This window comes from Flavobacterium flevense (assembly GCF_900142775.1).
Taxonomy (GTDB): Bacteria; Bacteroidota; Bacteroidia; order Flavobacteriales; family Flavobacteriaceae; genus Flavobacterium; species Flavobacterium flevense.
Genome location: NZ_FRCC01000001.1, coordinates 399,517 through 425,481, shown reverse-complemented (window position 1 = coordinate 425,481; position 25,965 = coordinate 399,517). Strand labels below are relative to the sequence as shown.

Sequence of the window (25,965 nt, the reverse complement as noted above, 5' to 3'; positions counted from 1 at the left end):
TTTGTCAAATGTTATTATAAAATTCTGCTTACGGTTAATCCGTCGCGTATGGGAAGTAAAACCGTTTCTACTCGTGGATCGTCTTTTAATAATTGATTGTATTCTAATAGAATTTTAGTACTGATATCTTTCGGGTGTAAGGGTTCCAGAACTTTTCCGCTCCAGAGTACATTGTCTGATAAAATAATACCTCCTTTGTTCATTTTAGGAACAATTAATTCAAAATAATTCAGATAATTTTCTTTGTCGGCATCAATAAAAACCAAATCAAATTTAAGATCAAGTTTTGGAATTATGTCTATAGCTTCACCTAAATGCTGCACAATTTGATTGCCCCAAGGTGATTTATCAAAATGTTTTCTTTGAAAATCAACCAATTCTTCTTTAATATCTATGGTATGAAGTTGTCCGTTATGCTGCATTCCTTCGCACAAACACAAAGCCGAATAACCGGTGTAAGTACCAATTTCAAGAATGTTTACAGGTCGGATTAATTTAGACAGCATGCTTAAAACACGCCCTTGAAAATGACCGCTTAACATTCGGGGTAAAAGAATTTTTTGGTAGGTTTCTTTATTTAAAGCGGCTAATAACTCCGGTTCTTTTTCAGAATGTTGCTCAATATAATCTTCTAATTCAGGGGAAATGAAATGCATTATTTTAAACTTTTTATAGGGTCGTGTAGAGAATTGAAAACTTTAATTATTCTAATTTCTTGGTTTTCAAATTGGTATAAAATTTTGTAATTACCTTCAATTATTCTTCTGCAATCTTTTCGATATTCATCAATTTGAAATTGTTCAGGGAAAACAATTTGTTTAGGGGCTATCACAATGTTTTTTAATTTGGATTTAGAAATATTATTTTTAATTTTATTTAAATCTGATTTGGATTCTAATGACCAAATTATTCTAAATTTATTCATTATACCAGCTATCTATTTCGTTTTCTAAATCATCTTGCGAAATAAATCTTCCATTATTAAAATCGTCAATTCCTTTGTCGATTTCTTTATTATATTGTTCTAATGTCAAAGGTTTTCCAGTGGTATCGTAAGCAACAATAGGTTCTGATACAGAATTTTTAGCAGTTTCAAGAACGGTCTCTTCATTCAAATAATTATCACAAACAGACGAAACGATACGTAATAAACGTTCGTCAGCATTTTCAATTTGCAATTGAATTTTTTGTTTTAATTCCGGAAGTCCCATAACCTGTTATTTTACAAAAACAAAGTTACAAAATATAATTTTGAAGGATAGAAAAATTCCTTATAATTCAAAATTGTCATTAACTTTGCAGCATGCAAATGGAGAAAAAAGACATACGAGCCTTATCTAAAGAAGAAATACGCAATTTTTTTGTTGCTAATAAGGATAAAGCCTTTCGTGGTAATCAGGTTTATGAATGGTTGTGGAGTAAAGGAGCACACAGTTTTGAGGATATGACTAACATTTCTAAAGAAACCCGTGCCATGCTGGAAAATAACTTTGTAATTAATCATATCAAGGTTGATACGATGCAACGTTCAGAAGACGGAACAGTAAAAAATGCCGTCCGATTGCATGATGGTTTGGTAGTAGAATCTGTTTTGATTCCTACTCAAACCCGCACTACTGCTTGTGTTTCCAGTCAGGTAGGTTGTAGTTTAGATTGTAATTTTTGTGCTACAGCCCGATTAAAGAGAATGCGAAATCTGGAACCTGCCGAAATTTATGATCAGGTTATTGCTATAGACAGAGAAAGTCGTTTGTATTACAATCATCCGTTGTCTAATATTGTTTTTATGGGAATGGGTGAGCCGCTGATGAATTACAATAATGTCATCAAAGCAATTACAATGATTACTTCGGAAGAAGGACTGGGAATGTCCCCAAAGCGTATTATGGTTTCGACTTCAGGAATTCCTAAAATTATAAAGAAAATGGCCGATGATGAGGTAAAATTCAAGTTAGCAGTTTCTCTCCATTCTGCCATTGATGAAATCAGAGCCCGTATTATGCCTTTTAGTAAAAATTTTCCATTAGCTGATTTACGGGAAGCATTAGAATATTGGTATAAAAAAACTAAAAGTAAAGTTTCCTATGAATATGTAGTCTGGAAAGGGATCAATGATGATAAGGCTTCGATAGATGCATTAGTGAAATTTTGTAAATATGTGCCTTGCAAAGTGAACCTGATCGAATACAATCCTATTGATGATGGCGAATTTCAACAAGCTTCGGAAGAATCAATTAATGCCTATATTAAAGCTTTAGAATCAATTGGTATTGTGGTAAAAGTAAGGAGAAGCCGCGGTAAAGATATTGATGCCGCTTGTGGACAATTAGCCAATAAAGAAGCATAAAAAACCACTTTCCGTTTTAAAAATTGCTGTTTTTTTATTCGGAAAACAGTATATTTGGACTCGAATGAATGTTACTTCTCAAATAAAACAGCCCATCCTGAAAGAAATGGAACTTTTTGAAAAAAAGTTCTATGAATCGATGTCTTCACAAGTGGCGTTGTTAAACCGAATCACTTATTACATAGTAAACCGAAAAGGGAAACAAATGCGTCCGATGTTTGTTTTTCTGACTGCTAAAATGATTTCTGGCGGTACTGTTAACGAAAGGACGTATCGTGGAGCATCGGTAATTGAACTAATTCATACGGCAACTTTAGTGCATGATGATGTGGTGGATGACAGTAATCGTCGTCGCGGATTTTTCTCAATCAATGCACTCTGGAAAAATAAAATTGCTGTTCTTGTGGGTGATTATTTATTGTCAAAAGGACTGCTGCTTTCTATAGATAATGGCGATTTTGATTTACTTCAAATTATTTCTGTCGCTGTTCGCGAAATGAGCGAAGGGGAATTACTCCAAATCGAAAAAGCCCGAAGACTTGATATCACCGAAGCAATTTACTATGAAATTATTCGAAAAAAAACAGCCACACTTATTGCTGCCTGTTGTGCTTTGGGTGCTAAATCAGTCTCTGACGATACCGTTCAGGTGGAGAATATGCGAAAATTTGGTGAACTCATCGGTATGGCTTTTCAAATAAAAGACGATTTGTTTGATTATACGGAGGATGCTATTGGGAAACCAACAGGGATTGACATCAAAGAACAAAAAATGACGTTGCCATTAATTCATGTTTTGAATACTTGTTCCAAAAAAGAAAAATCATGGCTCATTAATTCCATAAAAAATCATAACAAAGACAAGAAACGCGTTAAAGAAGTGATTGCTTTTGTGAAAGATAATAATGGTTTGGCTTACGCCGAAAATAAAATGATCGAATTTCAGCAGGAAGCACTTCAGCTTCTGGATCATTACCCGCATTCCGAATTCAAAGAAGCCCTGACTTTGATGGTGAATTATGTTATCGAAAGAAAAAAATAACAATTTCAATAGCAATAACAAAAAATCAATTCCATTTAAAAGGTGTTGATTTTTTCATGGCTATTACTATTTAAAATTTTTATTGCCATTGCCATTGATTTTTGAAATTGAATTGATTTTTTTTTCTTCCTCATACAACCTTTTTACATCGACAATCGTCTTGCTAATAGAAACACTTTATAAAAATTGAAAGTAATCAACTTACATCAGCAGGAAAATGAACTAATCCGGTTAGCGGTCGAGAACAATCGACAAGCTCAGCAAAAAATTTATAGTCAGTTTTCACCAAAAATGTTAAGTGTTTGCCGACAATACATAAAAGACATTCATCAGGCCGAAGATATCATGATAACTGCTTTTATGAAGGTGTTTACCAATTTGAAGAATTTTCAATTCAAAGGAAGTTTCGAAGGCTGGATAAGGCGAATTATGGTAAACGAATGTATTTCATTTATCAGGGTTCACAAAAAATTGAAGTATATCGAAGATGATTTCGTCATTGGACGCGATGAGGAAAGTTTTGATGCTATTGAAAGTCAGTTTTCAGTAGCTGATATTCAGTTTTTGATAGACAGTTTACCGGATGGTTATAAAGTAGTTTTCAATTTGTATGCTATCGAAGGCTATAAACATCAGGAAATTGCCAGTATGTTAGGAATTAGCGAAGGGACGTCTAAATCGCAGTTGTCGCATGCCAGAAAAGTGTTGAAGGGACAAATTAATAAGTTGAAAAAGTATAGCAATGGAACCGAATAAATTAGAAACGCAATTTAGGGAACAATTGAATTCTCGTGAAATCAAACCCTCTGAAATGGCTTGGACAAAACTCGATGCTATGCTTTTGGCAACAGAAAAGCCAAAAACTAAATTTCCCTGGTTGTATGTGGCGGCAAGTTTTACAGCTTTATTTTTAATTGGAACAGCCTATTTTAACTTAAAAGAAAGTCCAATTCAAACTCAGAAAAATGGAATTGTAATTCAGCATCCGGTTGTTCCTAAATCTGAAAGTATACTTTTGGATTCTACTAATTTAAAAATTAAAGAGGAGTCCTTTTCTAACAAAAAGTCGGTGAGAATGAATAATAAGCTTACTGATTTAAGACAAAAATCAAAGATTGCAGAAAAGAGTGTGAATCAAAATCAAACAGCTAAAATTTCTATTAATGATCCATACAAGAAAAAAGATACTATGATTTCATCTGAAAATAATATGTCATTAGCTAAGAATAAATACGTTTCAGCAGAAAAATTATTAGCAGAAATCAGTAATACTAAATTTGAATCGGCTGATGAAACAATGATAAATACAACTAAAGCTGTTTCTGTAAACCCAAACATTCTACTATCAAATGTTGAAACTGAATTGAATCAGTCTTTTAAAGAATCTGCATTAAACAGATTGAATAAAAATTTTAAGACTATAAGAACAGTTTTAGTTAATAGAAATTACAAAGACTAATAAGAATTAATAAATAATCAAAAATGTAAATCATGCAAAAATATATTTTATTTATACTAATAATATCGTTTGCTTTTGCGACGAATCTGAATGCCCAAAAAAAAGGAAGTTATAAAAAAGTTTTAGATTGGGGATATTGGCAAGCTGAACAGCCAGAATATGAGATGAGTCTTGAAAAAAACGTTGAATTCAGTAATGAAGATATCTTGACTATTAAATCTGTTAAAAGTAAAATTGATGGTTTTGGAACACTTATGAAAACGACTAAACCGGATTTGTATCTAGGAAAAACAGTTAAAATGACGGCTTATGTAAAAAATGAAAATGTAAAATCCTGGGCTGGACTTTGGATGCGTGTCGATTATTATGATAGTAATGTTCTTGCTTTTGATAATATGGAGAAAAGGCCTATAAAAGGAACATCTGATTGGGTAAAATACGAAATTGTTTTATTTGTTCCTGTTGAAGCAACATCCATTTCTTATGGCGTTTTATTAGCAGGAACTGGTCAAGTTTGGTTTAAGGATGTAAAGTTCGAAATTGTTGATGATACTGTTCCTGAAACGGGGATAAATAAAGGAAGAGAAAATAAAGTATTATCATTTGAGGCCAAAGCCAAAGCAATTGGTAATGAAATTAAAAGAATAACAGATGAGGAGAAAAGTGCTCTAAAAGCTGAAGTAAGTTCAATAGATAAAGAAATTGAAGAAGGAATAATTTCTAAAGAAAAAGCAGCAGAACTCAAATTGAAAAAAGCACAAGAGCATGCCACTAATATTGAAACGAAAGTTGCTGTTGAACAAGAAAAACTGAATCAATTAGTTCAGGATAAGGTAGATGGAAAGGTTTTCGAAGAAGTTGATCATAAAAAGAAAGGAGGTACGTTAATTTTAGGAAGTAATAATGGTTCTTTTGATGACAGTAGAGAGATTAATCTTGCTTCAATGAAGGTTTACAATGGTGAAGAGGATAAATTAAAACGGCATATAAAACGTACAACAAGTCAGGTTGTTTTTGCTATCGGAGCCAATAATCTAAATACTGATGGTACAGTTGAAAATTCTGATTTTAAATACTTGAGATCGCATTTTTATGAATGGGGATTGACCTATAATACCAGAATATTAAAAAACGATAATTTATTGCATGCTAAATACGGTTTATCATTAATGTATAATAATTTGCGACCAACAGATAATCGTAATTTTCAAGTAAATGGCAATCAGACGGATCTTGTAATTAATCCAGTTGGTTTAAAAGATTCTCGTTTTCGAAATGTAAACGTAGTTATTCCAATACATTTAGAATTTGATTTTACAAAACCAACAATTAAAGAAGGCAAAACCTATTTTAACTCACATAATAGTTTCAGATTGGGAGTGGGAGGCTATATAGGAACAAACTTAAAATCAAAACAAATTCTTAAATATGATATTGACGGTTATAAATCAAGAGAAGTGACCAAAGGAGATTTTAATACCAATGATTTTATATACGGATTGAGTACTTATGTAGGTTATAAAGCAACTAGTTTGTATTTAAAATACGATTTGAATCCGTTGTTTAAAGATAACACGGTGAAGCAAAACAATGTTTCTTTAGGATTACGATTTGATTTTAATTGATAAGAAATAGCAATGTCAAAAATCAATTGCAATATCAAATAAACAAATTTAAAAAATGTATTGAAATTGAAAATTGCTATTACCATTGCCATTGATATTGTATCTTTGATGCTTTCCAACTTTATATTTTAAAAATTGATTTCAAAAGCTACAATAGATACCGTTTTCGAAACTGCCCGTGTTGAGGAAGTTATTGGCGATTTTGTGCAATTAAAACGTGCAGGAAGTAACTTTAAAGGCTTGAGTCCGTTTTCTGATGAACGTTCACCATCCTTTATGGTGTCGCCGGCTAAAGGAATCTGGAAAGATTTTAGCTCCGGAAAAGGAGGGAATGCGGTGGCTTTCCTAATGGAACATTCGCATTTTACTTATCCGGAAGCTATTCGGTATTTAGCCAGAAAGTATAATATTGAGATTGAGGAAACAGAACTGACGGATGCCGAAAAAGCCAATACAGATGCACGAGAAAGTATGTATCTGGTTTCAGAATTTGCAAAAGATTATTTCCATAAAACCCTTTTAAATACCGAAGAAGGACAAGCTATCGGACTTTCCTATTTTAAAGAAAGAGGGTTTACTACCGAAACAATTAAAAAATTCAGTTTAGGATATTCGCCGGAAACCTGGGATGCTTTAACTAAAGAGGCTTTAGGAAAAGGATATCAATTAGAATTTCTGGAAAGCACGGGTTTGACTATTCCGAGAGAAGATCGTCCTTTTGACCGCTTCAAAGGTCGTGTGATGTTCCCTATTCAAAGTATGTCCGGAAGGATTTTAGGTTTTGGTGGCCGAATTTTAACCAATGATAAAAAAGCAGCCAAATACCTGAATTCACCTGAAAGTGAGATTTATCATAAGAGTAAGGTTTTATACGGGATTTTTCAGGCTAAACAATCTATTGCTAAGCTAAATAATTGTTTTTTGGTTGAAGGTTATACAGATGTGATTCAGTTTAATCAGGCAGGAATTGAAAACGTAGTGGCTTCCTCAGGGACTGCTTTAACTCCCGATCAAATCAGGCTTATTAATCGACTGACCAGAAATATTACAGTCCTTTTTGATGGAGATGCTGCCGGACTTCGTGCTTCTGTCCGTGGAATCGATTTGATTCTGGAGGAAGGAATGAATGTGAAAGTTTGTACTTTTCCTGACGGAGAAGATCCGGATAGTTTTGCTAAAAAAACGTCGCATGATGATTTAGTTGCATATTTAGAAAATAACGCTAAGGATTTTATACAGTTCAAAGCTTCACTTTTGATGGATGAAGCTAAGAATGATCCTATCAAGAAAGCCGATTTGATTCGGGATATGGTGACCAGTATTTCAAAGATTCCGGACCGTATTCAGCGCGAAGTTTATATTCAGGAATGTTCCCGAATTATGGATATTTCAGAGCAGGTGCTGGTGAGTACTTTAGCTCAGTTGATTCAAAAAGATGTTGCTGAAGTTGCTAAAAAACAAAAGCAGGAACAAAAACCTTTTGATGTCTATAGAAACCAGAACCCGAAAAATACAGGTTATTCAGGAGGCGATCCCGAAGACCCCAGATTTGGACCGCCAGAGGATTATCCGGGAGAACAGGGGTATTCAGGCGAGACTACAGAAAAAGTAGATGTTTTGTATCGTTTAGAACGTAAAATAATTGAAATTTTACTTTTGTATGGAAATAAAACGGAAGAGTTTGAAGATGTTTTAATGAAAACTAATGAGGATGGTGAAATAGTGTATGTTTCAGAAATGAAAGCATACAAAGTTTTTCAGCGTATTTATCTGAGTTTGCAAGAAGATGAAGTAGAATTAGCGAATCCTCTGTTTCGTAATATTTTTAATGATTTAATTAATTATTATCTTCAGAATGATAATTTTAGTTTAGAGCACTATTTGATGCATCTGCCTGCTGATTATGCTCAGGAAGTAACTGATATTCTGATGGAAGATGAGCGATTGGTTATGCACAATTGGGAGGGACAGAATATTTTTCCAAAAACAAAACAGGATACCATAAGTCAAAATGTTTCCGAAACTATTTTAACTTTAAGATGGTATCTGGTAGGACGCATTATAGAAGAATTAAAAAACTCCATATCACCTGATGCAGATAATATGGAGTCTTTGATGATGATTAGAGATTATAATGAACTAACCCGTGCTTTTTCAAAAAAACTAGGCAGAGTCATGTCTCGTTTTTAATTAAACAATCTCTAAACTTTTAGCTTTGTTTACTAAGTCAACTAAATTTGTAACATTCAGTTTAGTTAATAAACGCAATTTGTAAGTACTGATTGTTTTTTCGTTAAGACCTAAGATTTCAGCAATCTCATGGTTTTTCTTTCCGCCGCTTAAGTAGCGTAAAACTTCTACTTCACGGTTTGAAAGTTTGCGGTACAAACGTTCGCTTTTACTTTGTTTTGCAATTAAAGCCAGGTTTTTCTTTACTGTTTCGTTCATGATAATTTTACCCTGATCTACTTTAATGATAGATTGACCTAATGTCTCTAATTTTTCTTTTTTATGTACATATCCTGAAACACCTGCTTTGATAGCATTTGGAGCATAGATTTGTTCAGAAAGTCCACTAAAAATAATAATTTTAGTTTTAGGGAAATTCTTTAAAAGTGCTTTTACTTCAAAAATACTCGAAAGACCTTCAAGTTCCAGGTCTAAGACCAGAACATCAATTTCTTTTGTTTGTAGAATATCCTGAATCATCGAAAAACTACCAACATTGGCAACAATCGATATGTCTGAATGGTCTTTGAAGTACGATTTTACTCCAAAATGGACTACTGGAAAGTTATCAGCTAGACAAACTTTAATCATGATTTTATTTTTTTTAGGGTTGTTCTTGTGTGAAAATTATATTTAAAATTAATAAAAAAATTGGAAAAACAATTTTTTTATGGATAAAATCGTATTAAATCCGATTAATTACACATACTGGTATCGGATTCATCTTGTGTTGATTGATTTTATGCAGTTTTTTGTAGATTTCAAATACTTCTTTTTGTCTTTCTGTGTAATTATCTGACGAATTATTATTTTCGGCTTCTGTCATTGCCCATTCTAATTCATCATAACTGGCACCTAATTGTTGTTCATCAGTTTTTTCGTCACCAAATAAACCATCAGATGGCTGTGCAATTAATATAGATTGAGGAACTTTTAAATAAGCAGCTAATGCAAAAACATCTGATTTCATTAAATCAGCTATTGGACTCAAATCAACACCACCATCACCATATTTAGTAAAAAAACCTACTCCAAAATCCTCTACTTTGTTGCCGGTTCCTGCTACTAAAAGTCCATGAACTCCTGCATAATAATACAAAGTAGTCATTCTTAACCGTGCTCTTGTATTTGCTAATGTCAGGTTCAGTTTATTTTCTTCAAAATCAGTAGGAACTTCTTTTTTAAAAGTTTCAAATACTGACGTTAAATCACTTTGTACACTATTTACGTTTGGAAAACGTTTTTTAAGCTGTTCAATATGTTCCTTACCACGGCTCACATGACTTTCATGTTGATGAATTGGCATTTCTACACATAAAACCTGAAGCCCGGTTTGAGCACATAATGTTGAGGTTACTGCTGAGTCTACGCCACCAGAAATCCCTACAACAAAACCGTTAACTTTGGCGGTTTCGGCATAGGATTTTAACCAATTGACAATCTGAGTGTTTACCTGATCAACTATGATAGTGCTTTTTTTAGTCATAAATAGTTCAATTTTTAGTATTCAGGAATGTATCTTTGCGAATAAAATTCAGTAACATACTGGTTATCCTGATATAATCATGCAAATTTAAATAAAATAAAATGAAAACTTGTGTATTTTCCGTAGTTCTATTATTCTTTTTTTTGTCGTGTAATACTACAACTAAGAAAGAAAAGGAGATAGAGGCTATTCCTGCAGATTTAAAAGTGATTCGTTTTGATAAAATATTTTTCGAAACCAAACCTAATGATTTACCGAAAATTAAGAAAGAATTTCCGTTTTTTTTTCCGGCTGGTAATGAAGATGCAGTTTGGTTAGAGAAAATGCAAAATCCGCTATGGAGAGAACTTTATACTGAAGTTCAAAAAAAGTTTTCTGATTTTGATTTATATACATCACAACTCAATACTGCTTTTAAACATATAAAATATTATTTTCCAAAGGCTAAAACTCCTGAAGTTTATACTGTTATTTCTGAAATGGATTATAATAATAAAGTGATTTATGCAGATAGTTTATTGATTATTTCGCTCGAAATGTATTTAGGTAAGGAACACAAGTTTTATCAGTTTCCTGATTATATCAAGCAGAATTTTGAACCCAATCAGATGATGCCTGATGTAGTAGAGGCTTTTTCGAAAAAAGCGATAAAAACGGATGCAGAGAGAAATTTTTTAGTAGCTATGATTCATGCCGGAAAAATATTGTATCTAAAAGATATGATTTTGCCGGAATACAAGGATGAAGATAAAATAGGATATACCGAAACTCAGTTGCAATGGTGTCAGGAAAATGAAAGTTATATGTGGCGCTATTTTATTGAAAATCAGCTTTTGTATGATGATGACCCAAAAATGATTCCGCGATTTGTTACTCCTGCGCCATTTTCCAAGTTTTATTTAGAAATAGATAATGAGTCACCGGGCAAAGTAGGTGCCTGGACAGGATGGCAGATTGTTCGCTCGTATATGAAAAATAATGAAGTATCTTTGCCGCAATTAATGCAGACTAATGCAAAAGAAATATTTGAAAAGTCAAACTATAAACCTAAAAAGTAATGTCAGATAAAAATAAATCAGAAATAAATTTTCTAGTAGAGTTAGATGAAAACCGTGTTCCGGAAAAATTGTTCTGGACCGCAAAAGACGGCGGAGTTGAGTTAGAGGAATCAAAAGCTATTATGTTGTCCGTTTGGGACAGCAATGCTAAGGAAAGTATGCGAATTGATTTGTGGACTAAGGATATGCCTGTGGATGAAATGAAAATTTTCTTTCATCAGACTTTAGTAGCCATGTCAGATACTTTTCATCGTGCAACCGGTGATGAGAAAATGTCAGCAACAATGAAAGATTTCTGTGAGTATTTTGCGGAAAAATTAGAGCTGACCAAATAATTTTAAAAAAAAACATTAAATAAAAAATCCCAAAATTCAATTGCAAAATTGAATTTTGGGATTTTTTATGGGTTAATTATAATTATTAAAAACCGCTGTTGTTTTTAAATATTTCCTGATTTACTTCGTCGATATAGTTTAAAACTTCGTCTTTTCCGATTCCTTCGGTTGATGAGGTTACAAAATAAGGAGGCATTTCGGCCCAGTTGTTAGCAAACATTTGTTTTTTGTAAGCAGCAACGTGTGAATCAATTTTTACTTTACTGATTTTATCAGCTTTAGTAAAAATAATACAAAAAGGAATTTCGCTTTCGCCCATATAACTCATAAATTCGATATCGATAGCTTGCGCATCGTGACGAATATCGATTAATACAAACGCACAGGCAAGTTGTTCTCTTTTTTCGAAATAATCAGTGATAAATTGCTGGAATACTGATTTCGTTTTTTTAGAAACTTTGGCGTAGCCATAACCGGGTAAATCGACTAAGAACCAATTATTGTTAATTAGAAAATGATTAATTAGTTGGGTTTTTCCTGGTCTTCCTGATGTTTTTGCCAGTTTTTTATGGTTGGTCAACATATTGATTAATGATGATTTCCCCACGTTTGACCTGCCTATAAAAGCATATTCGGGCAAGAAGTCTTTAGGACATTTGCTTACATCTGAGTTGCTAATTACGAATTCGGCGGTATTGATTTTCATATTTTTTATGTAAAAAAAGCTGTTTTTATACTGAGGATGCTTTTAAATTCGTTTTTTTAAGCCAGTCTTCCAGTAAAGTGTTGAACTCATCCGGATGTTCCATCATGGCTGCGTGTCCGCATTTATCAATCCAGTATAAGGTTGAATTAGGTAATAATTTATTGAATTCGGTTGCTACTTCCGGAGGTGTAACTTTATCATTTTTACCCCAGATGATGCAAGTTTGCACGTGCATTTTAGGCAAATCTTTAGCCATGTTGTGTCGAATGGCACTTTTAGCAATAGTTAAAGTTTTTATTAATTTAATACGATCGTTTACGGTTGCATATACTTCGTCAATTAACTCGGGAGTGGCAATTTTTGGGTCATAAAATACATCTTCTGCTTTTTTCTTGATGTATTCATAGTCGCCTCTTTTAGGGTAACTATCGCCCATGGCGCTTTCATAAAGTCCTGAGCTTCCGGTTATTACAAGTCCTGCTACTTTTTCAGGATACATTTTAGTATGGTATAATGCGATGTGTCCCCCTAATGAGTTTCCTAAAAGAATGACTCTGTCAAAACCTTTAAAAGTGATAAAATCTTTTACATATTTGGCAAAGCTTTTTACATTAGTTTTTAAAAGGCTTTGCGTATATATGGGTAAGTCCGGAATAACAATTTTATATCCTCTGTCAGAAAAATAACGAGCTACCCCGTCAAAGTTGCTTAAGCCACCCATCAGGCCGTGTAAAATCACTATAGGATTTCCTTCTCCTGCTTCGTAATAGCTGTATCTGCCTTCTTTTTTATAGTTTTTGTCCATGCTTTAGGAATGCGAATTTCAATTTCGACAAATATAGGATATAATCAGTTAAAAAGAGTTTTTGAAAACCTTTTTTGAACAGAATGTTAAAGATTTTCCCCTGTTTGAAAATGATGCTGGGAGTTATGTTATTGATTGTCTTGGTTTTTTTTGTGAAATTTTAATATGTTTTAGGGAGGTGAAAAGGCTCTTTTTTTGTTTGTGATTTTAGTTCTTAAAATAGATTGCCTGTAAGAAAACATAATGAGGCTAATGTGTTGATTGTCCAAAAATTAAGGGTTTTGGTTCTAAAGTGGGTAAACTTATCAACAAAGTGGTAGAAAGTGGTAAAAGGTGGTAAAATTTTTTATATTTTTGCTCTATATCATTTAAAGCGATTCTTTTGAATACAATTGTAGGGACATATGAATGTAAAGTCGATGCTAAAGGGAGGGTTTTATTACCCGCACCTTTAAAAAAGCAATTGGCTGCTTCACTTCAGGACGGTTTTGTTCTGAAGCGTTCGTTGTTTCAGCCCTGTTTAGAGTTGTATCCAATGGAAGAATGGAATTTGATGATGCAAAAAATCAACAAACTCAATCGGTTTGTTAAGAAGAACAACGATTTCATTCGCAAGTTTACTGCCGGTGTTAAGGTGGTTGAAATTGATGCTTTAGGGCGTTTATTAGTACCAAAGGATCTGGTGAATTTTGCCAGTATTGCTAAAGATGTTGTTTTTTCATCTGCGGTAAATATTGTGGAGATTTGGGACAAAGATTTATACGAACAATCGATTGATGATGGAGTTGATTTTGCAGATTTAGCAGAAGAGGTAATGGGTAATATAAATGACAACGACAATGGAATATCATAATCCGGTTTTGCTTAAAGAAACAGTTGATGGTTTAAATATTAAGCCTGACGGAATATATGTGGATGTGACTTTTGGTGGTGGCGGACATTCAAAAGAGATTTTAAGACGTTTAGGTCCTAACGGAAAATTATTTGCTTTTGATCAGGATGAAGATGCTTTAGCAAATGCACTGCCGGATGAACGATTTGTTCTGATTAATGAGAATTTTAGAAATATAAAGCGTTTCCTGCGTTTTTACGGAGCTAAAAATGTGGATGGAATTTTAGGTGATTTAGGCGTTTCTTCTCATCAGTTTGATGTGCCTGAAAGAGGTTTTTCAACTCGTTTTGATGCCGAATTAGATATGAGAATGAGTCAGAAAAATGATTTAAATGCTTATAAAGTAGTTAATGAATATGATGATGCTAACCTGAGAAGGGTGTTTCTGGATTATGGAGAGTTGAAAAACGCACCTGTTTTATCAAGAACCATTATCGAAGCAAGAATGCATCAGCCTATAAAAACGACTGACGAATTAAAAGAAGTATTGGCTAAATATTTACCCGAAAGAGTTCGTAACAAAGTGTTGGCTCAAATTTATCAGGCTATTCGAATTGAAGTCAATCAGGAAATGGATGTTTTGAAAGAGTTTTTAGAACAATCACTGGAGATATTAAATCCAGGAGGACGATTAAGTGTTATTTCTTATCACTCTCTGGAAGATCGCCTGGTAAAAAGATTTATGAAAAACGGCATGTTTGAAGGAGAACCGGAACGGGACTTTTTTGGAAATTTTTCAGTTCCTTTTAAAACCATAGGAAAATTAATTGTTCCTGGTAACGAAGAAATCAAGCTCAATAACAGAGCCAGAAGTGCTAAATTAAGAATTGCTGAAAAGATTTAGATCATGAAAACGAGTATTTACAATCTGTTAAAAGCAAGATTTCTAATCGATGAAGATGCGGTTAAAAACTGGCGTTTTATTGTTTTTTTGATTGTTCTGGCTATTATTATGATTGCTAATACACAGCGATATGAGCAAAAAATATTTAAGATTGCTGAACTGACTTCGGAGGTTAAAGAATTGCGGTCAGAGTTTGTAGACAGGCGTTCTGACTTGATGAAATTGCGAATGGAATCAACGGTTTCTCAAAAAATGGTTGAAAAAGAAATTTTTCCATCAACAGTACCTCCGGTAAAAATAAAAGTAAAGAAAGAAGAAGAAAAAAGTCTTTTGAAAAAAATATGGCAGTAGAAGATAAGTACATATCGTATCGAATTTATCTGGTTGCTTTTGCTATTTTTTTAATGGCAATAGCAATCGCTGTTAAATTGACTAATATTCAGTGGGTTGAAGGGGAATATTATCGTGAATTAGCTAAAGAAAGAACGGTTAGAAACTTTGTAATTCCTGCTAATAAAGGAAATATTTATTCTTCTGATGGCAGTTTATTAGCCACTTCGATACCAAAATACAGTATTCGGTTTGATGCTTTGGCTCCAAAAGAAGAAGCTTTCGAAAAAAATGTCAATGCATTAGCAGATTCATTGGCTGTTCTTCTGGATAAATCAGCAGCATATTATAAAAACGAATTAAGAAAAGCAAGAGCTAATAATAACCGTTATTTTTTAATTGCCAGAGATTTAAGTTATACTGATTATATTAAAATAAAGGGTTTCCCTTTGTTTAATATGGGTGCTTATAAAGGCGGAATTATTGTTGAACAAAAAACAGTGCGTGAGCATCCCATAGGGAAAATTGCTGAGAGAACCATAGGTTATGAAAGACAATATCAGCAAGGACATTCGGATGGAAAAGGAATTGAATGGGCATATAAGGATTATCTAAATGGTAAAGACGGAAAAATTTTAAAACAAAAAATTGCAAAAGGGCAGTGGAAACCTATTCGTGATCTGAATGAAGTTGATCCGCAAGATGGCTACGATGTAATTTCTACTATTGATGTTTATATTCAGGATATTGCACATCACGCTTTATTGAAACAGCTGGAAGATTATGAGGCCGATCATGGATGTGTTGTGGTAATGGAAACACATACCGGTCAGGTAAAAGCGATTGCTAATTTAGGAAGAGCTAGTGATGGAACCTACTATGAAACAACTAATTATGCAGTAGCGGAATCTCATGAGCCAGGTTCTACTTTTAAATTAGTCGATTTGATGGCAATTTTAGAAGACAAAGTTGCCGATACCAGCACCGTCTATGATACACATGGTGGTGTAGTTAAATATTATGGAAAATCTGTACGTGATTCACATACAGGAGGTTATGGTAAAATATCTTTGGGAAGAGGTTTTGAGCTTTCGTCCAATACAGTAATGGTTCAGGCGGTGTATGATAATTATAAAAATAATCCATCAAAATTTGTAAATCATATTAAAAATTTTGGATTGGATAAAACTTTAGGATTGCATCTTAAAGGAGAAGGAAGGCCAATTATTCCACATCCTGGAGATAAAAGCTGGTCAGGAATTTCACTTCCATGGATGGCTTTTGGATACTCCGTTTCAGTTACACCAATGCAAACATTGGCATTCTATAATTCGGTTGCAAATAATGGCGTAATGGTAAGACCTCAGTTTGTATCTGAAATTAAAGAATGGAACAAAACAATTAAAAAATACGATACAGAAGTGATTAATCCAAAGGTTTGTTCACCGGAAACGATTAAAAAACTAAAAGCTGTTTTAGAGAATGTTGTTAAAAAAGGAACAGCATCTAAATTGTATTCTAAAGATTTTTCTATGGCTGGCAAAACAGGAACGGCTCAGGTAAACTATGGGAAAAGAGACGGTACTCCAATGCACTATGCTTCTTCTTTTGTGGGTTATTTTCCGGCAGATAAGCCAAAATATTCTTGTATAGTAGTGGTTCATAAACCTAGTACAGTAAAAGGTGATTTTTATGGAGCTGGAGTTGCAGGTCCGGTTTTTAAGCGAATCGCACAAAAGATTTTCACGGAAGTTCCTTCGACAAATGAAATCAAAAAATTAGATAGAAAGATTCCGAAACAGGAGAAAAATTACAACGAATATTTTGCTAAGCTTCAAAAATCGCAACAATTAATTCCTAATGTCACGGGAATGCCGGGAATGGATGCTATTGCTTTATTAGAAAATTTAGGAATGAATGTAAGGACAAAAGGAATTGGAAAAGTAAAAAAACAATCGCTTCAGGCCGGTCAGCATATTGTTAAAAATACCACTATTACTCTCGAATTATTATAGTCTTCTCCCAACTTTTAAAGTGAGGAAAAAAAGAAAAAAATGAATAAATTATTAAAAGACATATTATATAAAGTAGCAATTGAAGCCGTTCATGGTTCGACGGATATCGCTATAGGTAAATTGGATTTTGATTCCAGAAAAATCGAAGCCAATGATGTGTTTGTTGCCATTCGGGGCTCTGTTTCAGATGGACATGATTACATTCAAAAAGCCATTGATCTAGGTGCTAAAGCCATAATTTGCGATACTTTTCCGGAAAAATTTCACAATGAGGTTACTTATATTCAGGTAATTGATACCAATAAGGCGCTTGCTTTTATGGCAGCTAATTATTTTGAAAATCCATCTGAAAAACTAAAACTGGTTGGAATAACAGGAACTAACGGAAAGACAACAATTGCATCTTTATTATATCAATTATTTAAAAAAGCAGGATTTAAAGTTGGTTTGCTTTCTACTGTGAAAATTTTGGTGGATGATCAAGAATATAAAGCAACTCATACCACTCCTGATTCCATTACAATTAATCATTTTCTAAACCAAATGATTGATGCAGGGGTTGAATATTGCTTTATGGAAGTGAGTTCACACGGAATTCATCAAAAGCGCACGGAAGCTTTACATTTTACGGGAGGTGTTTTTACAAATTTGTCTCACGATCATTTAGATTATCATCCCACTTTTGCGGAATACAGAGATGTTAAAAAATCTTTTTTCGACAATTTGCCAAAAACTGCTTTTGCCATTTCAAACATTGATGATAAGAATGGAGCAGTGATGTTGCAAAATACAGTGGCTCAAAAAAGAACCTATGCTCTGAAATCGTATGCCGATTACAAAGCACAAATTTTAGATAACTTATTATCAGGTTCCTTATTGAAAATAGAGGGTAATGAAGTTTGGGTGAAATTAATAGGTGTTTTTAATGCTTATAATTTATTAGCTATTTATGCCACGGCTATCGAATTAGGGATGGATTCTTTAGAAACACTTCGTTTGTTATCTGAATTAGAAAGTGTTTCCGGAAGGTTTCAATATATAGTTTCAGAGGCTAATATTACGGCAATTGTTGATTATGCACATACTCCGGATGCTTTAGAAAATGTTTTGAAAACGATTAATGAAGTCCGTACTAATAACGAACAATTGATAACGATTGTGGGTTGTGGAGGAAACAGAGATAAGGCAAAACGACCTATTATGGCCGGAATTGCATCTGAATTGAGTAATAAAACCATTCTGACTTCAGATAATCCCCGCGATGAAGATCCGGAGATTATTATCAGTGAAATGGAGCAGGGAGTACCGCCACAAAATCATAAAAAAGTTTTTGCTGTGACCGATAGAAAACAGGCCATAATGATTGCCTGTCAATTAGCCCAGCCCAATGATATTATTTTAATTGCAGGAAAAGGACATGAAACTTATCAGGAAATCAAAGGTATCCGTACTGATTTTGATGATATGAAGATTGTTAAAGAAATTTTAGACCAACTCCATAAATAGTAAAACTATGCTGTATTATTTATTTGATTATTTCAACAAAGTATTGAACCTTTCCGGAACAGGAGTTTTTCAATACATCACTTTCAGATCGGCATTGGCCTTTATTCTTTCGTTGTTGTTGTCTACAATTTATGGAAAAAGAGTCATTAGTTTTTTACAAAGACAGCAGGTAGGAGAGACCGTTCGTGAGCTGGGTTTAGCGGGTCAAAATGAAAAAGCGGGGACACCTACAATGGGAGGTTTGATTATCATTTTTGCTACATTAATTCCTGTTTTTCTGTTTGCCAAATTGCACAATATTTATGTTGTTTTGTTGATTGTAACTACCTTATGGATGGGGACAATAGGTTTTGTAGATGATTATATCAAGATATTTAAAAAAGACAAACAAGGACTAAAAGGAATTTTTAAAGTTTTTGGTCAGGTTGGATTAGGATTAATTGTAGGAAGTGTATTGTATTTTAATCCGCAGGTAACCGTGCGTACAGATACCGGGAAAACAGATGTATTTAAAGTGGTTACAACTACCGAAGCAGTTATTATGCCGGCTCCAGTAGAAGAAAAATCAACTGCTACTACGATTCCTTTTTTTAAAAATAACGAATTTGATTATGCTGAATTATTAGCATGGACAGGTGAAGGATATGAAAAATGGGCCTGGCTGATTTTTATTCCGGTAGTGATTTTTATTATTACAGCTGTTTCTAACGGAGCCAATTTAACCGATGGAATTGACGGACTCGCTGCGGGAACATCAGCAATTTCGGTATTAGCACTCGCCATTTTTACCTTCGTTTCAGGAAACATCATTTTTTCTAATTATCTCAATATTATGTATATCCCTAATTCGGGGGAAATGACGGTTTTTATTGCCGCTTTTGTAGGATCGCTCATAGGGTTTTTATGGTATAACTCCTATCCGGCATCCGTGTTTATGGGTGATACAGGAAGTTTAACAATCGGAGGAATTATAGCTGTTTTGGCAATTGCAGTCCGAAAAGAATTATTGATTCCACTTTTATGCGGAATCTTTCTGGTAGAAAATTTATCTGTGGTTTTGCAAGTGAGTTATTTTAAATACACTAAGAAAAGATTTGGCGAAGGCCGAAGAATTTTTCTGATGTCGCCATTGCATCATCATTATCAAAAGAAAGGCTATCATGAAAGTAAGATTGTGACCCGATTTTGGATTGTAGCCATCATGTTAGCGATACTTTCAATTGTCACCTTAAAATTGAGATAGTATGAGATTAGTAGTTTTAGGTGGCGGAGAAAGCGGAGTGGGGACAGCCATTCTGGGAAAAGAAAAAGGATATGATGTTTTTGTATCTGATTTTGGAAAAATAAAACAGCGTTACAAAGAAGTTCTTATAAATAAGGGTATCGAATGGGAGGATGAAAAGCATACTGAATCTTTAATCCTAAATGCCGATGTAGTGATGAAAAGTCCCGGTATTCCTGAGAAAGCACCGATAGTTAAAAAGCTGATAGAAAAGGGAATTCCGGTAATTTCCGAAATAGAATTTGCTGCTCCTTTTACTAAAGCTGTCACAATTGGGATTACAGGAAGTAATGGCAAGACTACTACGACGATGCTGACGTATCATTTGCTAAAATCAGCTGGTTTGAATGTAGGTTTGGGCGGGAATATAGGGAAGAGTTTTGCGGAGCAGGTTGCCGAAGATAAATACGATAGTTATGTGCTGGAATTAAGTAGTTTCCAGTTGGACGGAATCATAAATTACAAACCGCATATCGCTATTATAACGAATATCAGTCCGGATCATTTAGATCGGTACGATTATAAATATGAGAATTATATTGATTCGAAATTCAGAATAACGATGAATCAGACTGAAGAGGATTATCTCATTTATGATGCAGATGATGAAGCAATTTCAGAATGGTTACAAAAGAACAAAACAAGAGCAAAATTAATTCCTTTTTCATTGACAAAAACATTTGAAGAAGGAGCCTTTATAAAAAACAACACAATGGAAGCATTAATCAATCAAGAGGAATTTACAATGGAAACAGAATCAATTGCCTTAGAAGGAAAACATAATTTAAAAAATGCAATGGCAGCAACTTCTGTAGCTAAATTGATGAAAATTAGAAAAGCAACTATTAGAGAAAGTCTATCTAATTTTCAGGGTGTAGAACACCGTCTTGAAAAAGTATTGAAAATCCAAAATGTGCAATACATTAATGATTCTAAAGCAACAAATGTAAATGCTACCTTTTTTGCATTAGACAGTATGAATACGCCAACAGTTTGGATTGTAGGTGGTGTTGATAAAGGAAATGATTATAACGAACTGATGGCCTTAGTTCGTGAGAAAGTAAAAGCGGTAATTTGCTTGGGTGTAGATAATAAAAAAATTATCGATGCTTTTGGAAATGTTGTTGATATTATGGTTGAAGTAAATAGTATGAGTGATGCGGTGAGAATGGCACAACGTATTACTGAAAAAGGCGATACGGTTTTATTATCACCAGCTTGTGCCAGTTTTGATTTGTTTGAAAACTACGAAGACAGAGGACGCCAATTTAAAGATGCAGTGCATAATTTGTAAATCAAAGTTAGAAGTTAGGAGTTAGAAGTATAGCTGTTTGAACGTTTGCTTTTTCTCATAATCCATAACCGATAACCCATAACTTAAAAGTGATGAAACAACTAATTAGCAGATTAAAAGGAGATAAAGGGATTTGGTCATTCGTGGCCTTATTGGCCTTGTTTTCCTTTATGCCTGTTTTTAGTGCCAGTAGTAATCTGGCTTATTTGGGTCATGGAACCGGAAATACTTTAGGATATTTGTTGAAACATTTGGCACATATTGCCTGTGGTTTTGCTATTATTTACTACGTACACAAAATACCTTATCACTATTTCCGTTCTATATCTAAATGGTTGTTGCCTGTTGTCTGGGTCGTTTTAGCGATAACTATGATAAAAGGAACGGTTATTGGTGGAGCTAATGCCAGCAGATGGATTCAAATTCCGTTTGTGGGGATTTCATTTCAGCCTTCGGCTTTCGCAGCTTTGGTTTTGTTTGTTTTTGTAGCACGTTATTTGTCTAAAACAAGGACAGAACCTATTGATTTTATGGAATCATTAAAAGAGCTTTGGTTGCCGGTTTTTATCACCTTAATGTTTATTCTTCCTTCCAATTTTTCTACTACTGCATTGATTTTTTCAATGATATTAATGTTGGTTTTCATCGGGAAATATCCAATGAAATATATTGGTATTATAGTGGGTTCCGGAATTATATTTTTGACCTTCTTTGTTTTGGTTTCCAAAGCGTTTCCGGATGCAAAATTCTTTAGCAGGGTTAGGACATGGGAGAGTCGAATTGAAAATTTCAGTACCGATAAACCCGATGAGGATGATTACCAGATTGAAAAAGCTAAAATTGCCATTGCTTCAGGAAAAATATACGGATTAGGTCCGGGAAAAAGTGTTCAGAAAAACTTTTTACCACAATCATCTTCCGATTTTATTTATGCGATTATTGTTGAAGAATACGGATTAATAGGTGGTTTAGGGGTACTTTGTTTGTATTTGTTGCTGCTTTTTCGTTTTGTGGTTGCTTCGCATAAGGCTACAACTATTTTTGGAAAATTAGTCGTCATAGGACTGGGTTTTCCCATGATTTTTCAGGCTATGATTAATATGGCGGTTGCAGTCGAATTATTGCCCGTTACAGGACAGACTTTGCCATTGATAAGTAGTGGAGGAACGTCTATCTGGATGACTTGTATTGCATTGGGAATTATTATTGGTGTAACCAAAAAAGAAGAAGAAATAGAACAGGAACAAAAAGAAGCGGCTAAAAGAGAAGAAGCGCTTCAGCGATTGATTGATGCTGAATTGGCTTCAGAAGAACAGGATAAAGAGTCTTATTCGATAGAAGATAAAGTGGCAAATCCGATGAATGCTGTTTTAAATAAATAGATTGATAGTAATGAAACAATATAAATTCATATTAAGTGGCGGAGGAACCGGAGGACATATTTATCCTGCAGTTGCTATTGCTAATGAATTAAAATCAAGATTCCCGGATGCTGAATTTCTTTTTGTAGGAGCTCAGGATAAAATGGAAATGCAAAAAATACCGCAGGCAGGTTATGTAATTAAAGGCTTGTGGATTGCCGGATTGCAAAGAAAACTGACCTTACAAAATATGTTGTTTCCAGTTAAATTACTTGACAGTTTATGGAAATCCAGAAAAATAATTAAACAATTTAAGCCCGATGCGGTTATTGGAACTGGTGGTTTTGCAAGTGGCCCTTTGTTGCAGATGGCAAACATGCTGGGAATACCAACACTAATTCAGGAACAGAATTCTTTTCCCGGGATTACGAATAAATTGCTGAGTAAAAAAGCAAATGCTATTTGTGTGGCTTATGAAAATCTGGAACGGTTTTTCCCAAAAGAGAAAATGATTTTGACAGGAAATCCTGTCCGTCAGGATTTGATTGCTATAGAAAGTAAGCGAGAAGAGGCGATTGCATATTTTAAATTGGATGCCAATAAAAAAACGCTTTTGGTTCTTGGTGGAAGTTTAGGCGCCCGAAGAATCAATCAGTTGATAGAGAAAGAACTGAAAAATATTTTGGCTCAGGATGTTCAGATTATCTGGCAATGTGGGAAATTATATTTCGAAGAATATAAAAAATACAATTCGGAGAATGTTCAGGTGGTAGCTTTTATTGAAAAAATGGATTTTGTTTATGCTGCGGCAGATGTTATTATTTCGCGTGCAGGAGCTTCTTCGGTATCGGAATTATGCATTGTGGGAAAACCGGTGATTTTTATCCCGTCGCCTAATGTAGCCGAAGATCATCAGACAAAAAATGCAAAAGCTATTGTAGATAAAAAAGGAGCACTTTTGCTGAAAGAATCTCAATTGGATGCCGAATTTAGTTTGGTTTTTGAAGCCTTACTAAAGGATCCGGAAAAACAAAAACAACTGAGTGAAAATATAAAAGAACTCGCATTACCAGAAGCAACAAAGCAAATTGTGGATGAAATCGTGAAACTAATACAATAGCAATAGCAATTTCAATGACAAGAGCAATGACAAGAGCAATGACAATTGTCAATGGCAATGAAAAGCAAAATATTGTAGCAGTATAAAAAGAAGTAAAATAATTAATCCAGTCGTGATATCAGTTTTTGAAATTGATATTGTCATTGAAATTGAAATTGAAAAATGAATCTAAACCAAATACATAATGTCTATTTTATCGGTATCGGCGGTATTGGTATGAGTGCTTTGGCACGCTATTTTAAGTATATTGGAAAACAGGTTTCCGGTTATGATAAAACACCTACAATTTTAACGAATGAGTTAATTGAAAGTGGTATTGATATTCATTTTGAAGATGATATTAATTGGATTCCTAAGGATTATTTTGTAGAAAATACGCTGGTTATTATTACTCCGGCAGTTCCCAAAACACATGCGCAATGGAATTATTTTTTAGAACGTAATTATCAGGTCAAAAAGAGAGCTGAAGTTTTAGGAATAATAACTAAAGATACTTTTTGTTTTGCAGTGGCGGGGACGCATGGTAAAACAACTACATCCAGTATTTTAGGTCATATTTTGCACGAAAGTGGTGCTGATGTTACCGCTTTTATTGGCGGAATTGTAGAAAATTATAATTCAAATTTAATAGGAAGCGGGAAAACCGTAACTGTTGTTGAAGCAGATGAATTTGATCGTTCTTTCTTGCATTTGCATCCTAATATTGCTTGTGTGACTTCGATGGATGCGGATCATCTGGATATTTATGGAACAGATAAAGCAATTAAAGAATCTTTTACTGAGTTTGCGGATAAAGTAGAAGATAAATCTAATTTGTTTATTACTACTGATTTGCCTCTTTCGGGAGTGACTGTAGGAGTCAATGAATCAGCAGTTTATAATGCTTTTAATATTAGAATAGAAAATAGTAGTTATGTATTTGATGTACAAACACCGACTACTCTTTTAAAAGATTTTCGGTTTGGATTACCGGGAAGACACAATTTAATGAACGCTTTAATGGCTCTTGCAATGGCAGTAAATTTCGGCACCCCAACCGATGCCATTGCAAAAGCCTTAGCTTCATTTAAAGGAATAAGAAGGCGTTTTTCATACCAGATTAAAACTGAAAATCTGGTTTATATTGATGATTATGCACATCATCCTACTGAGATTAATGCGGTGCACCAAGCAGTAAGAGAATTGTATCCGGGTAAAAAAGTTTTGGCCGTTTTTCAGCCGCATCTTTTTAGCAGAACCAAAGATTTTGCTGATGATTTTGCAAAAAGTCTTGCTCAGTTTGACGATGTATTATTAATGGATATTTATCCGGCACGTGAGTTACCTATGATTGGAGTAACTTCGGAATGGTTGTTGTCTAAGATAGAGAATCAGAATAAAGCGATTGTTTCTAAAGAAGATTTGATAACAACTATGTTGAAAAGTGACGCGACAATTATGGTTACCATTGGAGCAGGAGATATTGGTGAAATGGTGGGGGCAATTAAAACAGCTTTAGATGAAAAAAATATTTAATTGGACAAATATCAGATTAATCCTAATGTTAGGGTTGGTTGTTTTTCTTTTTTCATTCACTTCAAAGCGAAATGAAAAACGAAAAATAGCTGCAATCAAGGTTTTTTTTGTAGGAGAAAACAATCTTTTTGTTAAGGAGGAAACGGTTAATAAATTGTTAATAGAAAATATGAGCAACCCCTTAGCTATTGAAAAAGATAAATTAGATTTGAATAAGCTGGAAAGAAAGCTTAATTCAAATGCGATGATTGAGGAATCGGATGTGTTTGTAAGTGTTGATGGTGTTCTGAAAGCGGTTGTAAAGCAAAAGACTCCTGTAGCCAGAGTGGTTAATGATTTTGAATCTTTTTATATTGATTATAAGGGAGGTAAGATGCCGTTATCGGATAATTTTACGGCTAGGGTTCCGCTGGTTTCAGGGAATATAAACAGTAAGAATGAAGCAAAATTAGCGCAGTTATTTTGTGCTATTTATGAAGATGACTTTTTGAAAAAAAACATCATTGCTATTCAGGTTTTGCCCAATGCCAGCTTAAAAATGTTCAATAGGAATTATGATTACCAGATTGATTTTGGCAGTATGATGAATTTTGAAACAAAATTTAAGAACTATAAAGCTTTTTTTCAAAAAGCAGTTTTAGATAGTACATTGTATAAATATAAGAAGATTGACCTCAGGTTTACAAAACAAGTAGTTTGCACTAAATAATAGAA

At 33.9% G+C, this 25,965-nt stretch carries 26 protein-coding genes; 19 read left to right on the top strand and 7 right to left on the bottom strand.

From position 1 onward, the window contains the following. Positions 1-14: 14 nt before the first annotated feature. The 3 genes from BUB89_RS01875 to BUB89_RS01865 are packed head-to-tail and all read right to left on the bottom strand — an operon-like array spanning position 15 to position 1,211. Positions 15-656, bottom strand: a complete 642-nt coding sequence (locus BUB89_RS01875; RefSeq protein WP_073241307.1) for an O-methyltransferase — start codon at positions 654-656, stop codon at positions 15-17. Beyond that, positions 656-925, bottom strand: coding sequence for a type II toxin-antitoxin system RelE/ParE family toxin (locus BUB89_RS01870; protein WP_073241305.1), 270 nt, complete (start codon positions 923-925; stop codon positions 656-658). The genes BUB89_RS01875 and BUB89_RS01870 overlap by 1 nt, the downstream gene beginning before the upstream one ends. Next, positions 918-1,211 carry a hypothetical protein gene (locus BUB89_RS01865; RefSeq protein ID WP_073241303.1) on the bottom strand — a complete coding sequence of 98 codons (294 nt, stop codon included), beginning with the start codon at positions 1,209-1,211 and terminating at the stop codon, positions 918-920. The genes BUB89_RS01870 and BUB89_RS01865 overlap by 8 nt, the downstream gene beginning before the upstream one ends. Positions 1,212-1,303: 92 nt before the next feature. On the opposite strand from BUB89_RS01865, the gene rlmN reads away from it, so the two are divergent. From rlmN to dnaG, 6 genes are all read left to right on the top strand, one after another. Further along, entirely contained in the window at positions 1,304-2,347 is a 1,044-nt protein-coding gene (gene rlmN, locus BUB89_RS01860) for a dual-specificity RNA methyltransferase RlmN (protein WP_073241301.1), read from the top strand. A gap of 64 nt (positions 2,348-2,411) precedes the next feature. Next, positions 2,412-3,389, top strand: a complete 978-nt coding sequence (locus tag BUB89_RS01855; protein WP_073241299.1) for a polyprenyl synthetase family protein — start codon at positions 2,412-2,414, stop codon at positions 3,387-3,389. Positions 3,390-3,575: 186 nt separating this feature from the next. Then, the gene (locus BUB89_RS01850; RefSeq protein WP_073241297.1) at positions 3,576-4,145 is read left to right on the top strand and encodes an RNA polymerase sigma factor; all 570 of its coding nucleotides are present in this window, start codon (positions 3,576-3,578) and stop codon (positions 4,143-4,145) included. Next, the gene (locus BUB89_RS01845; RefSeq protein WP_073241295.1) at positions 4,132-4,848 is read left to right on the top strand and encodes a hypothetical protein; all 717 of its coding nucleotides are present in this window, start codon (positions 4,132-4,134) and stop codon (positions 4,846-4,848) included. Before BUB89_RS01850 ends, BUB89_RS01845 begins: the two co-directional genes overlap by 14 nt. Before the next feature lie 32 nt (positions 4,849-4,880). Beyond that, positions 4,881-6,473 carry an OmpH family outer membrane protein gene (locus tag BUB89_RS01840; RefSeq protein WP_141384385.1) on the top strand — a complete coding sequence of 531 codons (1,593 nt, stop codon included), beginning with the start codon at positions 4,881-4,883 and terminating at the stop codon, positions 6,471-6,473. Between the two features lie 135 nt (positions 6,474-6,608). Beyond that, entirely contained in the window at positions 6,609-8,663 is a 2,055-nt protein-coding gene (dnaG, locus tag BUB89_RS01835; RefSeq protein WP_073241293.1) for a DNA primase, read from the top strand. On the opposite strand, the gene BUB89_RS01830 is transcribed toward dnaG, so the two are convergent. Continuing rightward, positions 8,664-9,293: a response regulator transcription factor gene (locus BUB89_RS01830; protein ID WP_073241290.1), complete on the bottom strand. Its 630-nt coding sequence runs from the start codon at positions 9,291-9,293 to the stop codon at positions 8,664-8,666. Between the two features lie 94 nt (positions 9,294-9,387). After that, positions 9,388-10,188 carry an NAD(+) synthase gene (gene nadE / locus BUB89_RS01825; RefSeq protein WP_073241288.1) on the bottom strand — a complete coding sequence of 267 codons (801 nt, stop codon included), beginning with the start codon at positions 10,186-10,188 and terminating at the stop codon, positions 9,388-9,390. Positions 10,189-10,289: 101 nt separating this feature from the next. On the opposite strand from nadE, the gene gldB reads away from it, so the two are divergent. Further along, positions 10,290-11,246 carry a gliding motility lipoprotein GldB gene (gene gldB / locus BUB89_RS01820; protein ID WP_073241286.1) on the top strand — a complete coding sequence of 319 codons (957 nt, stop codon included), beginning with the start codon at positions 10,290-10,292 and terminating at the stop codon, positions 11,244-11,246. Then, entirely contained in the window at positions 11,246-11,581 is a 336-nt protein-coding gene (gene gldC, locus BUB89_RS01815; RefSeq protein ID WP_073241284.1) for a gliding motility protein GldC, read from the top strand. Before gldB ends, gldC begins: the two co-directional genes overlap by 1 nt. A gap of 85 nt (positions 11,582-11,666) precedes the next feature. Here gldC and yihA read toward each other — a convergent pair whose 3' ends face one another. Both yihA and BUB89_RS01805 read right to left on the bottom strand, forming a co-directional pair. Then, the gene (yihA, locus tag BUB89_RS01810; RefSeq protein ID WP_073241282.1) at positions 11,667-12,287 is read right to left on the bottom strand and encodes a ribosome biogenesis GTP-binding protein YihA/YsxC; all 621 of its coding nucleotides are present in this window, start codon (positions 12,285-12,287) and stop codon (positions 11,667-11,669) included. Positions 12,288-12,312: 25 nt separating this feature from the next. Then, the gene (locus BUB89_RS01805; RefSeq protein WP_073241280.1) at positions 12,313-13,092 is read right to left on the bottom strand and encodes an alpha/beta fold hydrolase; all 780 of its coding nucleotides are present in this window, start codon (positions 13,090-13,092) and stop codon (positions 12,313-12,315) included. A gap of 382 nt (positions 13,093-13,474) precedes the next feature. Between BUB89_RS01805 and mraZ the strand changes: the two genes are divergently transcribed. From mraZ to BUB89_RS01750, 11 genes are all read left to right on the top strand, one after another. Further along, a complete protein-coding gene (mraZ, locus tag BUB89_RS01800; RefSeq protein ID WP_073241278.1) occupies positions 13,475-13,945 on the top strand; it encodes a division/cell wall cluster transcriptional repressor MraZ in 471 nt (156 codons plus the stop codon). Then, complete coding sequence (gene rsmH, locus BUB89_RS01795) at positions 13,920-14,828, top strand: 16S rRNA (cytosine(1402)-N(4))-methyltransferase RsmH (RefSeq protein ID WP_174799724.1); 909 nt, start codon at positions 13,920-13,922, stop codon at positions 14,826-14,828. Before mraZ ends, rsmH begins: the two co-directional genes overlap by 26 nt. A gap of 3 nt (positions 14,829-14,831) precedes the next feature. After that, positions 14,832-15,179 carry an FtsL-like putative cell division protein gene (locus tag BUB89_RS01790; RefSeq protein WP_073241274.1) on the top strand — a complete coding sequence of 116 codons (348 nt, stop codon included), beginning with the start codon at positions 14,832-14,834 and terminating at the stop codon, positions 15,177-15,179. Beyond that, positions 15,170-17,173 (top strand): penicillin-binding protein, encoded by a 2,004-nt coding sequence (locus BUB89_RS01785; protein WP_073241272.1) that lies wholly within the window; start codon positions 15,170-15,172, stop codon positions 17,171-17,173. The genes BUB89_RS01790 and BUB89_RS01785 overlap by 10 nt, the downstream gene beginning before the upstream one ends. A 39-nt stretch (positions 17,174-17,212) precedes the next feature. Further along, the gene (locus BUB89_RS01780; protein WP_073241270.1) at positions 17,213-18,679 is read left to right on the top strand and encodes a UDP-N-acetylmuramoyl-L-alanyl-D-glutamate--2,6-diaminopimelate ligase; all 1,467 of its coding nucleotides are present in this window, start codon (positions 17,213-17,215) and stop codon (positions 18,677-18,679) included. A 7-nt stretch (positions 18,680-18,686) separates the two neighbouring features. Beyond that, entirely contained in the window at positions 18,687-19,922 is a 1,236-nt protein-coding gene (gene mraY, locus BUB89_RS01775; protein ID WP_073241268.1) for a phospho-N-acetylmuramoyl-pentapeptide-transferase, read from the top strand. A gap of 1 nt (position 19,923) precedes the next feature. Then, positions 19,924-21,255, top strand: coding sequence for a UDP-N-acetylmuramoyl-L-alanine--D-glutamate ligase (gene murD / locus BUB89_RS01770; RefSeq protein WP_073241266.1), 1,332 nt, complete (start codon positions 19,924-19,926; stop codon positions 21,253-21,255). Between the two features lie 92 nt (positions 21,256-21,347). Beyond that, positions 21,348-22,637 carry an FtsW/RodA/SpoVE family cell cycle protein gene (locus BUB89_RS01765; protein ID WP_073241263.1) on the top strand — a complete coding sequence of 430 codons (1,290 nt, stop codon included), beginning with the start codon at positions 21,348-21,350 and terminating at the stop codon, positions 22,635-22,637. Between the two features lie 10 nt (positions 22,638-22,647). After that, positions 22,648-23,736, top strand: coding sequence for an undecaprenyldiphospho-muramoylpentapeptide beta-N-acetylglucosaminyltransferase (gene murG / locus BUB89_RS01760; RefSeq protein WP_073241261.1), 1,089 nt, complete (start codon positions 22,648-22,650; stop codon positions 23,734-23,736). A 162-nt stretch (positions 23,737-23,898) separates the two neighbouring features. Then, positions 23,899-25,251: a UDP-N-acetylmuramate--L-alanine ligase gene (gene murC / locus BUB89_RS01755; protein ID WP_073241259.1), complete on the top strand. Its 1,353-nt coding sequence runs from the start codon at positions 23,899-23,901 to the stop codon at positions 25,249-25,251. Continuing rightward, positions 25,235-25,960 carry a cell division protein FtsQ/DivIB gene (locus BUB89_RS01750; protein WP_073241257.1) on the top strand — a complete coding sequence of 242 codons (726 nt, stop codon included), beginning with the start codon at positions 25,235-25,237 and terminating at the stop codon, positions 25,958-25,960. The genes murC and BUB89_RS01750 overlap by 17 nt, the downstream gene beginning before the upstream one ends. Positions 25,961-25,965: the final 5 nt, after the last annotated feature.